Genomic DNA, 13,440 nt, shown 5'->3' on the forward strand with positions numbered 1-13,440 from the left:
CTCGGGCCGCCGGCAACACCTTCGCGGGCCGGCCCCGGCCGGTGCACGGGTCCCGGCCGACCTCCGGCGCGGGCGCCGGCGGCGACGACCAGTCCGAGCGCGGGCTGCGCGGCCTCGTCGGGTCGGGTTCGTCACAGGTCAGCGTCGGCGCGGCGCTGCGCGCCCGGGACGCGGCCCGGCCCACCCCGGAGGACCTGGCCGAGGCCGACGCCGGGCTGCCGATCGTGCGGCGCAACTGGATGCCGCGCGAGGACCTGCCGCGCAACCGGTAGGGCTCAGCTCTGCGGCAGCGGCGGCAGCTCGCGGGTGCGCTCGTACTCGGCGAGCTGGCCGATGCGGCGGGCGTGCCGCTCGCTGCCCGAGAACGGCGTGCTCAGGAAACCCTCGGCCATCGCGGTGGCCTGGTCCAGGGTGTGCTGGCGCCCGCCTATGGCGAGCACGTTCGAGTCGTTGTGCTGGCGGGCCAGCCGGGCGATCTCGACGTTCCACGCCAGCGCCGAGCGGACCCCGGCGATCTTGTTCGCGGCGATCTGCTCGCCGTTGCCGGAGCCGCCGATGACGATGCCCAGGCTGCCCTCGTCGGCGACCACCCGGGCGCCGGTGTTCAGGCAGAACGCCGGATAGTCGTCCTCCGGGTCGTAGGCGTGCGGGCCCACGTCCACGACGTCGTAGCCCTGCTTGCCGAGGTGGTTCACCAGGTGCATCTTCAGCTCGTAGCCGGCGTGATCGGAACCCAGGTAGACGCGCATGACCCGCAGTCTTTCAAACCCCGATCAGAACGTCAGCGCGGCCCGCAGGCTCGCCGCGATCTGGTCGGCGGCGGCCCGTGCGGCGTCGAAGAACGCGAGCTTGCGGGCGAAGCCGTGGTTGACGCCCGCGTACCGGACGTGCACCACCCGGACACCCGCCGCCAGCAGCGCGTCCGCGTAGTCGGCGCCCTCGTCGCGCAGCACGTCGTACTCCGCCGTCAGCAGCAGCGTCGGCGGCATCCCGGCCAGGTCCGCGACCGCCAGCGGCGCCACGTCGGGGCCGAAGCGCGCCGCCGGATCCGGCACGAACGTCTCCCAGGCCAGCCGCATCGACTCGCGGTCCAGGCCGTAGCCGCCGACCTCGTCGTAGGACTCGGATGCCGTCATCGGGTCGATGGCCGGGTAGATCAGCACCTGGTAGTCGAGCGGGGTCGCGGCGTCGCGCTGGCGCCGGGCGGCGACGGTGGCGAGCTGCCCGCCCGCGCTGTCGCCCCCGATCGCCAGCCGGGACGGGTCGACGCCGAGGCTCGCGCCCTCCTTGCGGACCCAGGCCAGCACGGTCTCCACGTCGTCGAGGGCGGCCGGGAAGACGTGCTCCGGCGCGAGCCGGTAGCCGACCGACAGCACGGCGCAGCCCGAGCGGTCCGCGATGCGCCGGCAGAGCCGGTCCACCGTATCGATGCTGCCGTAACACCAGCCGCCGCCGTGCACGTAGACGAAGACGGGAGCGCCGACGCCGGCCGCGTAGAGCCGGCAGGGCACGCCGCCGGCGTCCACGTCGACCACCACGGGCAGCGGGATCGCCGGGCCGCACTCGACCTCGTTGGACTCCTCCATCGCCGCGCGGGCGGCGACGAGCTGCTCGTAGGGGTCCGCCGCGATGACCTCTGCGCTGGGGCGGCGCCTGGTCGCCAGCGCCGCCTCCACCTGCGGATGTAGGGCCATTTTTCCTTCCCGGGTGGCGGGCGGGGCGGTCGGAGGGATCAGGAGAGCTGGGCCAGGACCAGGCCGCCGCGGGCCTTCGGCGTGAACCAGGTGCTCTTGCGGGGCAGCTTCTGCCGGGCGAGGTTCACCGCGACGAAGTCGTCGACGGTGACCGGCGCGATCAGGACGGCCAGCTCGGAGCGGCCCGCGTCGACCTCGCCGCGCAGCCACTGCGCCGGGTAGTCGCCGCCGATGTAGGACACCCGCTTGTCGCCCGGGTCGAGCCCGAGCACGTCGCCGAGCAGGATCCGCTCGACCAGGGCGTGGTCGAGGTTCTCCACCGGGCTGTCACCCTCGGCCCGCGGCAGCACGACGGAGAACGAGCGGCCCCCTGCGTACAGCTCGACGGTGCCCTTGGCCGGGATCGCCGCGGGGCGCGGCAGCTCCTCGACCCGGGCGCCGGCCGCGGCGAGGCGCTCGACGAAGTCGGCGACCGGCAGCTCGCTGATCAGGCGGTTGTAGGGCTGGAGCGCGACGGAACCGGGCGTGGTCACGACGGCCAGGAAGCGCGGCAGGCCGCCGGTCTGCGCGGCCAGGCTGCGGTGGTTGCCGTCGGCGACGACCAGCTCGCCGCCGCCCGCGAGCGCGGTGAGCTCGTCCTGCAGCGGGCCGGCGGAAATCACCCAGATGGCGTGGGTCCGGCCGCTCTGGTCGGTATCGGTCGCGGCGGGCGCCCCCGCGGCGTCGGTGGCCGCGGCGAGCGCCGCGTGCAACTCGTCACCCTTGCCGGTCTGCAGCAGCAGCACCGGCGAGAGCAGCGTCTGCAGCGACTCGGCCAGGGCCACGCGCTCGCGCACCTTGGCGATGAACACGTCCTCGTTGCGGATGACCAGGCCCGGCTCGTCGGCGCTGGTGGAGATCTGGTCGGTGTCGACCATCGACCACAGTCCGTAGGCGGCGGGCTCGCCGGGTGCGGTGATCCGGTAGAGGACGACCACGTCCTCCGCGGACGAGTAGCTGCCCGCGGCCTTCTCAAGCGCGAGGCGGGCGGCGGCCTCGGCGAGGCAGTCGCCGAACGCCTTGCCCACGGAGTCCGGCGCCCGGTGGGGCATCTCGATGGCGAGCGCGCTGTGCGGGTTCGCGGCGATGATGTCGGTGATCTCGGCATCGTCGGCGAACTCGTCGTAATTCTGCGCGCCGGTGCCGCCAGTGGTGATCCAGGCCCGGCTGACCGGGTGCACGACCGTCATGCCAGCGAACCTACCGCCGTGGCATGACGGCCGTGCGCACACCCCGGGGTCGTCTCACTGCTGCGAGCGGCGCCGGTGCCGGCCGTGCTTCGGCGTCGACGGCGCGCCGTCGCGCAGCTTGGCCTGCTTCGCCCGGCGCCGGGCCGAGACCGGCTCCGGCGTCTCTACCAGGGGAAAGCTGGACACGGTGACGGGCGGCGCCACCATCGCGGCGACGCCGGCGGGCAGGTTCGGGCAGAAGCTGGCCCAGACTCCGCGATGTACCGCGATGGTGGACGTGGCGATGCTGTCGGACTCGGCCATCAGAGCCTCCGGTCGGATGTGGTTCTCGCCTCACCCAACGACCCGCCGGAGACTCAGGTGGCGCATCAGTCGAAGATCGGACCCAGATCGCGGCTGCGCTTGAGTTCGTAGAAGCCCGGCGTGGCGGCGACCAGCAGGACGCCGTCCCAGAGCCGGCCCGCCGCCTCGCCCTTCGGAGCGGGCGTCACGACCGGGCCGAAGAAGGCGACCTTCTCACCCTCGACCGGGCCGGGCGCGTGGATGACCGGCGTGCCGACATCGGTGCCGACCGGCTTCATGCCCGCGTTGTGGCTGGCCCGCAGCGCGTCGTCCCGGGCGTCGCTGCTGGCCGCCTCGGCCAGCGCCGGGTCGAGCCCGACCTCGGTGAGCGCCTCGGTGTAGAGCTTCTCGTCCAGCTCGTATTTCTGCAGGTGGATGCGGGTGCCCAGGGCCGTGTAGAGGTCGCGCAGGACCTCCGGGCCGTTGGCCTCGGCGGCGGCGATGCAGACCCGGACCGGGCCCCAGCCCTTGGCCATCAGGTCCTGATACTGCTCGGGCAGTTCGCGGCCCGAGTTGAGCACCGAGAGGCTCATCACATTGAAGGTGATGTCGACGGGGCGGACCTTCTCGACCTCCAGCAGCCAGCGGGAGGTAATCCAGGCCCAGGGACATAGGGGGTCGAACCACATATCGACCGCGGCGCGTTCACTCATGTCTCTGATCCTCCCTCGCTGCGCGCGGAACCGGCGGTGACGTGCGCCACGCGACGACCACATATGGTGACGTGGAAAGCTCTAGGTCGGGGCGATGAAGCTTGGACCAGCATTGAGGAGAGTGAAGTGGCCGGAGTTCGTAACCTGACCCAGGTCGAGGCCGCCGCGCGGGCCCGCCTGCTCGAGGTGACGGGGTACGACATCGCCGTGGACCTGACCGACGGGCGCGGTGGGCCCGGTTCGGGCACGTTCCGCACGACGACCCGGGTCGACTTCCGCTGCACCGAACCCGGGGCGACGACGTTCATCGAGGTCGCGGCGGCGAGCGTCGCGTCCGCGACGCTCAACGGCGCACCCGTCGACCTGTCCGGCTGGTCGGCCGAGGACGGCCTGACCCTGACCGGCCTGGCGGCGGAGAACACGCTGGTGGTCGACGCCTCCTTCGCCTATTCGGCGAGCGGGCAGGGCATGCAGCGCACCGAGGACCCGGTCGACAAGGAGATCTACCTCTACAGCCAGTTCGAGACGGCGGACGCGCAGCGCGTCTACGCCGCCTTCGACCAGCCCGACCTGAAGAGCGTCTTCACCTGGCACGCCACGGTGCCGGGGCACTGGAAGGTCGTCTCGAACATGCCGGTGGACGACACCGTCCCGGCCGAGGCGGGTGCGAAGACTGTCCACTTCCAGACGTCGCCGCGGATGAGCACCTACATCACCGCGCTGTGCGCGGGGCCCTACCACGAGCTGCGCGACAGCCACGACGGCATCGACCTGGGCGTCTACTGCCGGGCCTCGATGGCGCAGTACCTCGACCCGGACGACCTGTTCCTGATCACCAAGCAGGGCTTCGACTTCTTCCACGAGCAGTTCGGCATGCGCTACCCGCTGCCGAAGTACGACCAGCTCTGGGTGCCCGACTTCAACGCCGGCGCGATGGAGAACTTCGGCTGCGTCACGCACGCCGAGGCGCACTACATCTTCCGCTCGCAGGTCACCGACTACGAGTACGAGCAGCGCGCCAACACGATCCTGCACGAGCTGGCGCACATGTGGTTCGGCGACCTGGTCACCATGCGCTGGTGGAACGACCTGTGGCTCAACGAGTCGTTCGCCGAGTGGGCGAGCCACTGGTGCAACACGACCGCGACCCGGTTCACCGACGCGTGGTCGACGTTCCTGTCGGTGCGCAAGGCGTGGGGCTACCGCCAGGACCAGCTCTCCTCGACGCACCCGGTCTACTGCGAGATGCCCGACCTGGAGGCCGTCGAGGTCAACTTCGACGGCATCACCTACGCCAAGGGCGCGAGCGTCATCAAGCAGCTCGTCGCGTACGTGGGGCTGGACTCGTTCCTCGCCGGGCTGCGGGCGTACTTCCAGCGGCACGCGTGGGGCAACGCCACCTTCGACGACCTGCTGACCGAGCTGGAGACGGCGTCGGGCCGCGAGTTGCGCAAGTTCGCCGCGCAGTGGCTCGAGACGGCACAGGTCAACACGCTGCGCCCGGTGGTGACGATCGGTGCCGACGGCACGTACTCCAGCGTGGTCGTGCGCCAGGAGGCGCCGGCGGCGTACCCGACGCTGCGCACCCACCGCATCGGCGTCGGCCTCTACGACCTCGACGGCGACCGCCTGGTCCGCCGGGACCTGCTCGAGATCGACGTGACCGGCGAGCAGACCGAGATCCCCGCGCTGACCGGCGTCCGGGCCGCCGACGTGCTGCTGGTCAACGACGACGACCTGACCTACGCGAAGCTGCGCCTCGACGACCGTTCCATGGCGACTGTCGTGCAGCACATCGACGGCTTCGAGTCGTCGCTGCCGAGGGCGTTGTGCTGGGCCGCGGCCTGGGACCAGCTGCGCGACGCCGAGCTGGCGGCGCGCGACTACATCGCCCTGGTCCGCGCCGGCCTGCCGCTGGAGCGCGACATCAACCTGACGACGGCGACGCTGCGCCAGGCCGCCACCACCCTGACGATGTACGCGGACCCGCAGTGGGCGCCGACCGGCTGGGCGCAGCTCGCCGAGACCGCCCGGACCACCCTCGCGGCGACCGAGCCGGGCAGCGGCTTCCAGCTCGCCTGGGCGCGCGCCTACCTCAACGCGGCACGCGGCGACGAGGACCTGGCGGTCCTGCGGGGCTGGCTGAGCGGGACCGGCGTCCCGGCGGGCCTGACCATCGACACCGAGCTGCGCTGGTCGATCCTCGAGGCGCTGGCCGCGAAGGGCGCGGCGAGCGAGGCGGAGATCGACGAGGAGCTGGCGTCGGACCTGACCGCCAGCGGCGAGCGGGAGGCCGCCCTGGCCCGCGCCCTGCTGCCCGACCCGGAGAACAAGGCCCGGGTCTGGGCCCAGCTCACCGGCGAGGAGAAGCTGCCGAACTGGCTCAGCCGCTCGCTGCTGCAGGGCTTCCAGGCGTCCACGCAGGTGGAGCTGACCGCGCCGTTCGCCCCGAAGTTCTTCGAGGCCATCGACGGCGTCTGGGCCCGTTCCGACAGCGAGCCGGCCCAGGAGTTCGCGATGCTGGCCTACCCGGCATACCAGGTGAGCGAGGAGACGGTCGCGTTGACCGACGCCTGGCTCGCCGCCGACGGGCACTCGCCGTCGCTGCGCCGGCTGGTCGCCGAGGGCCGGGACGGCGTGCTGCGGGCGCTGAAGGCGCGGGCGAAGGACGCGAGCGCGGACTGACTGTTTTCGCGGGTCGTGAGTGAAGGAATTACTTGCGACCCGCGAAACTTACGGGGGCGAAACCCACCGGCAACAACTCAGCGTGAGTACTCTGACACTCCACGCTGATGGAGGTGTCCGGTGACTATCGGTGCGAAGCCACTCGTGCGCTGGACCGCCCCCGAAGGACAGTGGACCGAGCCGGACCTGCACCTCTTCCCGCAGGATGGGCACCGTTACGAGATCGTCGACGGCAGTCTGCACGTAACCCCGCCCCTGCACGGCGCGCACGAGGACGTGGTCCTGGCCCTGGTGACGGTGCTGCGCGATGCCGCACCGAGCGGCTGGTGGGTCTGCGCCCGGCTCGGCGTCGCGGTCGGCGCCAGCAACCTGGTCCCGGACGTGGCCGTGCTGCGGCCGCGCTCCTCGGGCGCGATCTGGGCCGACCCCGCCGACGTCGCGCTGGTGGTCGAGGTGGAGACCGACACCAGCCGCCGCTACGACCGCCTGCTCAAGCCGGCCCTGTACGCGGACGCGCGCATCGAGACGTACTGGCGGGTCGAGCCGCAGGAGTCGCCGGTGCTGCACACGTACCGCCTGGGTCCGGACGGCTATGTCCACCAGAAAACGCTGCAGGGCGCCGACCTGATGAAGGTCGACGCCCCGTTCCCGGTGCTACTGGCCCCGTCCGCGTGGCTTTAGTGCCGGCCGGCGTGTGACGCCAGCTGGTCGAGCCCGGCCAGCACGCCACCGGCGAGGTCCCCGCCGGCGAACGCCGCGGCCATCGAGAGCGCGGCCAGTTTCGAGTCGCGGTCGGAGATGCGCTTGCGCGCCTCCGGCCCCGTGACGATCTCCAGGAGCCGCTGGTTGGGCGAGACCGCCACCAGCACCGCCTGCGCGGAGCCGTCCAGCTGACGGTGCAGCTGCTCGGCGTGTTCGCGGGTCGGCTCCTCGAGGTCACCGATGTAGACGCTGAACGTCAGGCCGGTCGACTGATCGGCGATCCGCAGCGCGTCGTCGAGCCGGAGCAGCTGACGGGTCGTGAACGGCCCGTCGAGCGCGTCGATGCCGGCCGGCGTCATCGTCAGCTCGGGATGCGCGGTCAGGGTCGGGCCGCCGGGGTGGTCGAGCGCGGTCAGCGGCTGCTCGTTGCTGGCCGCCGTCAGGGCCTGGCTCTCACCAACGGTCACTTGCGCCTCCTGTCGGGCCGGGCCGCACCGGAGCGCCGGAGGAGTCCTCGATGACTCCGGCCGCAAGCGCCGGACGGGTCCCCGGGGTGGTCACCTGTGCGGGCGACGCTAGAAACCAGATCGGCCTGAACTCGTAGGGCCGACCAGGGCGGTAACGGCGGGCCGGGCGGTGCCGGCTGCCGCCGGCCGCGCCGAACGTCGCAATCACCGCGATGATCGTCAATGGAATGATCACGAAGACAAGAATGGTGCTGAATTTCGACAACCTCAACGCCCCCAGGCGTCAAAAGGAACCGGGCCAATTCACTGCGTTCCCAGTGATCCGAACGCTAATCACGGTAGCGGAGTGTGGGCCGTCACGGACCGCCGGGTGTCAACACCCCCGAAGTGGGATCACCGCACCTACGCAAAAACGCCGCGCAGATGCGAAAATCACCCACACGCGCCGTCCGCGAGGTTTCCACCGCGGACGGCAGGAGGGGGAGGTCATGCGCACGTCCGTCCCGGCCGCGATTGCGGCGCTCGCCCTGGCCTTGCCCGTCGTCCTGTTAGAGCAGTCTCCCGCCCTGGCGGCGAGCGTCTTCGTGGAGACCAATCCGAGCACGGTGCCCTCCGGCGACGAGCTCGCGATCCGCGCGAGCTGCGACGACAACCTGAAACCGGCGACGGTGACGGTGGAACCGATCGGCACGATCACGGTGTCGCCGAGCTACGGCTTCCTCACCGCCACGACGCGCGTCCCGCCCGCGACCGATCCGGGAGATTACCCCGTACGGCTGAAGTGCCCGGACGGGAAGACGGCGGAGAGCACCTTGCACGTGGTGGTGAAGGTGGAACCGGCCCACGGCCCGGCGACGGGCGGCGGCGGCACCGCGCCGGGCTCCTCGGCGCCGACGATCATCGGCGGCGGCCTGGTCGCGATGGCGGCCGGCGTGGCACTCGGCGTGGTGGCCGTCCGGCGCCGCCGCCTCGGCTGAGGCGCGCCCGATGGCCCGCCCGGTGGTGTCCCAGTCGGCGACACCCGGCCCGCGCATGCCCGAATCCGTGCTCCGGCGCCGCCCGGCCGAGGTGGTGCCCCCGCCCCGGCCCGCGCCGCCCCGGCCCCCACCGGCCCGGCCGCCGCGCCCCCCGGGCCGCGTCCGGCTGCCGGTACCGGGCCCGCAGCGCGGTCGCCGCCAGGTGCCGCTGGGCCTGGTGGCGGTGATTCTGGTCTTCGTCGGCCTGTTCACCGTGGCCCTGGGCCTGGGCTCGGCGACCGGCTTCAACCTGCGCGACTTCTTCAAGGGCCCGGACCAGCCGCCGCCGCGGGCCTTCCCGGTGTTGAGCCCCAGCGCCCCCGAGCGGCTGACCATCCCGGCGATCAAGGTGGCGGCGCCGATCCTGCACGTCGGCTGGGCCGAGGACGGCTCGGTCGGCACGCCGCCGCTGAAGCGGCACAACGAGGTGGGCTGGTTCGACAAGGGCCCGACGCCGGGGCAGTTCGGTCCGGCGCTGATCGTCGGCCACGCGGACACCAGGACGGGCCCGTCGGTCTTCCACGACCTGGGCAGGCTGAAGCCGGGTCAGAAGATCGAGATCCTGCGCGAGGACCACCGGGTGGCGATCTTCCGGATCAACTCGGTGGAGCATTTCAACAAGGCGAAGCTCCCGATCAAGCGCGTCTACGGCGACTACAGCAGGCCCTCGCTGCGCCTGATGACGTGCGGCGGCACCTGGCTCGGCGGCGAGCGGGGCTACAGCGACAACGTCGTCGTGTTCGCCAGCCTGACGGACGCGCGGGAACCCTAAGCGGCCTCGGCGATGGGCTTGGGCAGGTCAAGCCAGTCGGCCCAGCGGGGGTCCGGGGTCCGGTGGCCCAGCACCCGCCAGGCGACGCCCCGGGGTGCCGCCGGCGCCGCGTGCAGGCGCCAGCCCAGCTCGGCGGGCGTCTTGTCGCCCTTGCTGTGGTTGCACTTCGCGCAGGCCGCCACGACGTTCTCCCAGGCGTGCAGCCCGCCCCGGCTGCGGGGGAAGACGTGGTCGATCGTCTCGGCCGAGCCGCGGCAGTAGGCGCAGCGGCCGCCGTCGCGGGCGAAGATCGCCCGGCGGGACAGGCCGACGTGTGTGCGGTACGGAACCTTCACGTACCTGGTCAGGCGCACCACCGACGGGACCGGGAGCGCCTGCCGCGCACTGTGCAGGATGCCGTCTCCGTCGGAGACGCATTCCGCCTTGGTGGTCAGCACCAGGATGGTCGCCCGACGCACCGACACGACGCACAGCGGCTCGTAGGTGGCGTTCAATACCAACGCGGAGGAGCCGACCGTGGGTCGTATGTCAGGCATCGCGATCACCCTTCGGTGTAGGTGCTTGCAACCGCTCCCGTGTGCTTGTGGTCATAGGTCGAGCGCCGGATCTACCGGTGCTCGTGCGCCAATAGTCCCTGATGAATGACGAATTGGCGAGCAGAATCTGCGGTCGGCCGGTAAACGTCTGAGGTCTCGCGGGCAGATGACCAGCTACAGCCTGGCCGCTCGGCCCGGTAGGTTAAGCCCCCGTGATTCCGCTAGCCCCCGTACCCACCCCGTCCGGCTCGCCGGTGCCGTTCTTCAGCGGCACGGCCGACGTCTCCGAGTCCTGCAATGCCGACGCGCTCTGCAAGTGGGTCTACGACGAGACCCAGATCCAGTGGCTCGCCAACGGCAGCTACGTGCTGATCCTCAAACCCATGCGGATCATCCTGATCATCCTGATCGCGATCCTGGTCCGGTGGCTGCTGCGCCGGGCCATCCAGCGGCTGACCGCGTCCACGTCGCGGGCCGCGATGCCGGCCCTGCTCAAGCCGCTGCGGGAGCGCACCGACAAGAACGAGGCGGCCGCGAACACCTTCATCCCCGAGCGACGGCGGCAGCGGGCCGAGGCGATCGGGTCGGTGTTGTCCAGCTTCGTCACAGCCGTCGTCTTCACCATAGCCACCCTGCTGGTCCTGGCTGAGCTCGGTTTCAATCTCGGCCCGCTGCTGGCCAGCGCCGGCATCGTCGGCGTCGCGGTCGGCTTCGGCGCGCAGAGCCTGGTCAAGGACCTGATCGCCGGCCTCTTCATGCTCCTGGAGGACCAGTACGGCGTCGGTGACTCGGTCGACCTGGGCGACGCCCTCGGCGTCGTCGAGACGGTCGGCCTGCGGGTCACCACCGTCCGGGACATGCGTGGCGTGCTCTGGTATGTCCGCAACGGCGAGATCGTCCGGGTCGGCAACAAGAGCCAGGGCTGGGCCATGGCGGTCATCGACATCCCGATCGGCTTCGTCAACTCGGAGGAGGCGACCGCGGTGCTGCGCGAGGCCGCGCTCGCCATGGCCGAGGAGCCGGAACACTCGACCGAGTTCCTCGAGCCGCCGGAGGTCATCGGCGTGGACCAGCTGACCGTGGACGGCGCGATCATCCGGACGATCGCCAAGACCACGGCCGAGGGCCACGTCCAGCTCCAGCGGGACTTGCGCCGCCGGCTCACCGAGGCCCTGGAGGCCGCCGGGATCGCCGAACGGATCGCCGTCTCGCGGATGTTGCCCCGTTCCGCGGTACCTCCGGTGTATCACCAAGACTCGCCGGACGCTTCTGGCACGCCTGGAGGTGCTACCTGAGCTGCCGAGACGGCATGATGGGGGATGTCCGACCTCGACCGAATGGCCGACATTCCCCCCGTACGCCCTAGCCAGGACTCGGACGATCGGGCAGAATCTCGCAAAGAGCATCTGCACATGCAGCGTCACGTTCGCGCAGGCTCCGAATCCGGAGAAACCGGGCGACGTGACCGGCAGCCGTCGGCGATCCCGCCGGCCGTCGCGATCGATGGAGGGCCCTGGTGTCGGACGACCGACCCGCCGCGCGACCGGCCGACCTGGCCGGCGGCGCGACGGAGCCGGAGCGCCTCGTGACCTTCCGGGACGTCTTCGCCGTCCAGGAATATCGCGCGCTCTACATCTCGCTGGTCGTGAGCTGGATGGGCGACTATCTCGCCCGCGCCGCGATCGTCGTGCTGGTCTACCAGCAGACCCAGTCCGTGCTGCTCTCCGCGGTGTCGTTCGCGGTGAGCTATGTGCCGTGGATCGTCGGCGGCCCGGTGCTGGCGGCGCTCGCGGACCGCTACCCCTACCGCCGCGTCCTGATCGTCGCCGACCTGGCCCGGGCCGTCCCGATCGCGCTGATCGCGCTGCCCGGGATGAACGTCTACGTCATCCTCGTGCTGCTGTTCGTGGCGATGCTCGGCGCCCCGCCCACCCAGGCGGCGCGCTCCGCCCTGCTGCCGCTGATCCTGGACCGCCGCAAGGTCGTCACCGGCCTGGCCGTCAACGCCTCGACCTCGCAGGCCACCCAGGTCATCGGCTACCTGGCCGGCGCCACGCTCGCCGTCGCGATAAACCCCCGGCTGGGCATCGGGCTGGACGCGGTGTCCTTCGTCGTCTCCGCCGGCGTGATCGCGTGGGGCATCCGGTCGCGGCCCGCGGCCCACGACCGTGCCACCCGCCGGCACCTGCTGCGGGAGACCGGCGAGGGGTTCCGGCTGGTCTTCGGCACGCCGCTGCTGCGCTCGATCGCCCTGATGGTCTTCTCCCTGACCACCTTCACGGTCCTGCCCGAGGGCCTGGCCGCCGGCTGGGCCGCGCTGTTCCACCACGATCCCTCCGCCCGCGGCTTCGACCAGGGCCTGATCATGGCCGCCGGCCCGATCGGCTTCATCATCGGCGGCCTCGGGGTCGGCCGCCTGGTCCGCCAGTCGCGGCGGCACCGGCTGATCAGGCCGCTCGCCGTGCTGACGCCGACGGCGCTGGCCCTGACCGCCCTCGCGCCGAACGCCGCGACCGTCGCCGCGCTCGTGGTGGTCTCCGGCATCGCCCAGGGCGGCCTGATGCCCACCCTCAACGGCGAGTTCGTGCTGGCCCTGCCGCACGGCTACCGCGCCCGGGCATACGGCGTCATGCAGGGCGGCATGCAGTTCACCCAGTGCTTCGCCGTGATCGCCACCGGCGCGCTGGCCCAGGTCTCGTCGATCCCGCTGGTCGTCGGGTTGTGGAGCATCGGCGGGGTGCTGCTGATGCTGGCCCTGGTCGCCTACCGGCCGCCGGAGACCGGGGAAGAGGACGCCCCGGCGATCCTCGCTCCGCCCGTGCCCGCAACGCGCGTCACACCGGATCGGGTTCGGCCCGGCGCTGCTGGCAAACTGGAGCGGTGAGCCCAGCAGACGAGCAACCGGAAGTCACCTTCTTCGAGGCCGTCGGCGGCGAGCCGACCTTCCGCCGGCTCGTCGACGCCTTCTACACCGGCGTCGCGCAGGATCCCCTGCTGCGCCCGATGTACCCCGAGGAGGACCTCGGCCCGGCCGCCGACCGCCTGACCCTGTTCCTGATGCAGTACTGGGGCGGCCCGGACACCTACTCCGCCAGTCGCGGCCACCCCCGGCTGCGGATGCGGCACGCGCCGTTCCGGGTCGGCCCGGCCGAGCGCGACGCGTGGCTGCTGCACATGCGCGTCGCGGTCGACTCGCTCGGCCTGCCCGAGCCGCACCGCACCGCCCTCTGGGACTACCTCGAGCGGGCCGCCTACTTCATGGTCAACACGATGGAGGCACATCCCGGGGGGCAGCCCACTCGTTGATCGGATTAACACCGCGAACGTCTCATCACAGACATCGT

The 13,440-nt window shown here is 71.6% G+C and carries 15 protein-coding genes; 8 read left to right on the forward strand and 7 right to left on the reverse strand.

What is annotated here, in order from left to right; genetic code table 11:
- Positions 1-272 (forward strand): hypothetical protein (locus AB0F10_RS20825; RefSeq protein ID WP_360627248.1); only part of this gene is annotated, 272 nt, incomplete at its 5' end.
- 3 nt (positions 273-275) lie between these two features.
- On the opposite strand, the gene AB0F10_RS20830 is transcribed toward AB0F10_RS20825, so the two are convergent.
- From AB0F10_RS20830 to AB0F10_RS20850, 5 genes are all read right to left on the reverse strand, one after another.
- Entirely contained in the window at positions 276-749 is a 474-nt protein-coding gene (locus AB0F10_RS20830) for a ribose-5-phosphate isomerase (RefSeq protein ID WP_360627251.1), read from the reverse strand.
- Between the two features lie 24 nt (positions 750-773).
- Entirely contained in the window at positions 774-1,694 is a 921-nt protein-coding gene (locus AB0F10_RS20835; RefSeq protein ID WP_360627253.1) for an alpha/beta hydrolase, read from the reverse strand.
- A gap of 38 nt (positions 1,695-1,732) precedes the next feature.
- Positions 1,733-2,923, reverse strand: coding sequence for a DUF1015 family protein (locus AB0F10_RS20840; RefSeq protein WP_360627256.1), 1,191 nt, complete (start codon positions 2,921-2,923; stop codon positions 1,733-1,735).
- Positions 2,924-2,977: 54 nt separating this feature from the next.
- Positions 2,978-3,226 (reverse strand): hypothetical protein, encoded by a 249-nt coding sequence (locus tag AB0F10_RS20845; protein WP_360627259.1) that lies wholly within the window; start codon positions 3,224-3,226, stop codon positions 2,978-2,980.
- Between the two features lie 65 nt (positions 3,227-3,291).
- Complete coding sequence (locus AB0F10_RS20850; protein ID WP_360627262.1) at positions 3,292-3,918, reverse strand: disulfide bond formation protein DsbA; 627 nt, start codon at positions 3,916-3,918, stop codon at positions 3,292-3,294.
- A 126-nt stretch (positions 3,919-4,044) separates the two neighbouring features.
- On the opposite strand from AB0F10_RS20850, the gene pepN reads away from it, so the two are divergent.
- Both pepN and AB0F10_RS20860 read left to right on the forward strand, forming a co-directional pair.
- The gene (pepN, locus tag AB0F10_RS20855) at positions 4,045-6,603 is read left to right on the forward strand and encodes an aminopeptidase N (RefSeq protein ID WP_360627265.1); all 2,559 of its coding nucleotides are present in this window, start codon (positions 4,045-4,047) and stop codon (positions 6,601-6,603) included.
- A gap of 120 nt (positions 6,604-6,723) precedes the next feature.
- Positions 6,724-7,284, forward strand: a complete 561-nt coding sequence (locus tag AB0F10_RS20860; protein ID WP_360627268.1) for a Uma2 family endonuclease — start codon at positions 6,724-6,726, stop codon at positions 7,282-7,284.
- On the opposite strand, the gene AB0F10_RS20865 is transcribed toward AB0F10_RS20860, so the two are convergent.
- Complete coding sequence (locus AB0F10_RS20865) at positions 7,281-7,664, reverse strand: DUF5130 family protein (protein WP_360627353.1); 384 nt, start codon at positions 7,662-7,664, stop codon at positions 7,281-7,283. The genes AB0F10_RS20860 and AB0F10_RS20865 overlap by 4 nt on opposite strands.
- 596 nt (positions 7,665-8,260) lie before the next feature.
- On the opposite strand from AB0F10_RS20865, the gene AB0F10_RS20870 reads away from it, so the two are divergent.
- The gene (locus tag AB0F10_RS20870) at positions 8,261-8,749 is read left to right on the forward strand and encodes a hypothetical protein (protein WP_360627271.1); all 489 of its coding nucleotides are present in this window, start codon (positions 8,261-8,263) and stop codon (positions 8,747-8,749) included.
- 10 nt (positions 8,750-8,759) lie between these two features.
- On the forward strand, positions 8,760-9,560 hold the full coding sequence (locus AB0F10_RS20875) for a class F sortase (protein WP_360627274.1): 801 nt from the start codon (positions 8,760-8,762) through the stop codon (positions 9,558-9,560).
- On the opposite strand, the gene AB0F10_RS20880 is transcribed toward AB0F10_RS20875, so the two are convergent.
- Entirely contained in the window at positions 9,557-10,096 is a 540-nt protein-coding gene (locus AB0F10_RS20880) for an HNH endonuclease (protein WP_360627276.1), read from the reverse strand. The genes AB0F10_RS20875 and AB0F10_RS20880 overlap by 4 nt on opposite strands.
- Positions 10,097-10,308: 212 nt before the next feature.
- On the opposite strand from AB0F10_RS20880, the gene AB0F10_RS20885 reads away from it, so the two are divergent.
- From AB0F10_RS20885 to AB0F10_RS20895, 3 genes are all read left to right on the forward strand, one after another.
- Positions 10,309-11,391, forward strand: a complete 1,083-nt coding sequence (locus tag AB0F10_RS20885; protein ID WP_360627279.1) for a mechanosensitive ion channel family protein — start codon at positions 10,309-10,311, stop codon at positions 11,389-11,391.
- Positions 11,392-11,612: 221 nt separating this feature from the next.
- Entirely contained in the window at positions 11,613-12,980 is a 1,368-nt protein-coding gene (locus tag AB0F10_RS20890; protein ID WP_360627282.1) for an MFS transporter, read from the forward strand.
- Positions 12,977-13,402: a globin gene (locus AB0F10_RS20895; protein WP_360627285.1), complete on the forward strand. Its 426-nt coding sequence runs from the start codon at positions 12,977-12,979 to the stop codon at positions 13,400-13,402. The genes AB0F10_RS20890 and AB0F10_RS20895 overlap by 4 nt, the downstream gene beginning before the upstream one ends.
- Positions 13,403-13,440 lie beyond the last annotated feature (38 nt).

It is taken from the genome of Actinoplanes sp. NPDC026623, from assembly GCF_040638275.1.
GTDB lineage: Bacteria > Actinomycetota > Actinomycetes > Mycobacteriales > Micromonosporaceae > Actinoplanes.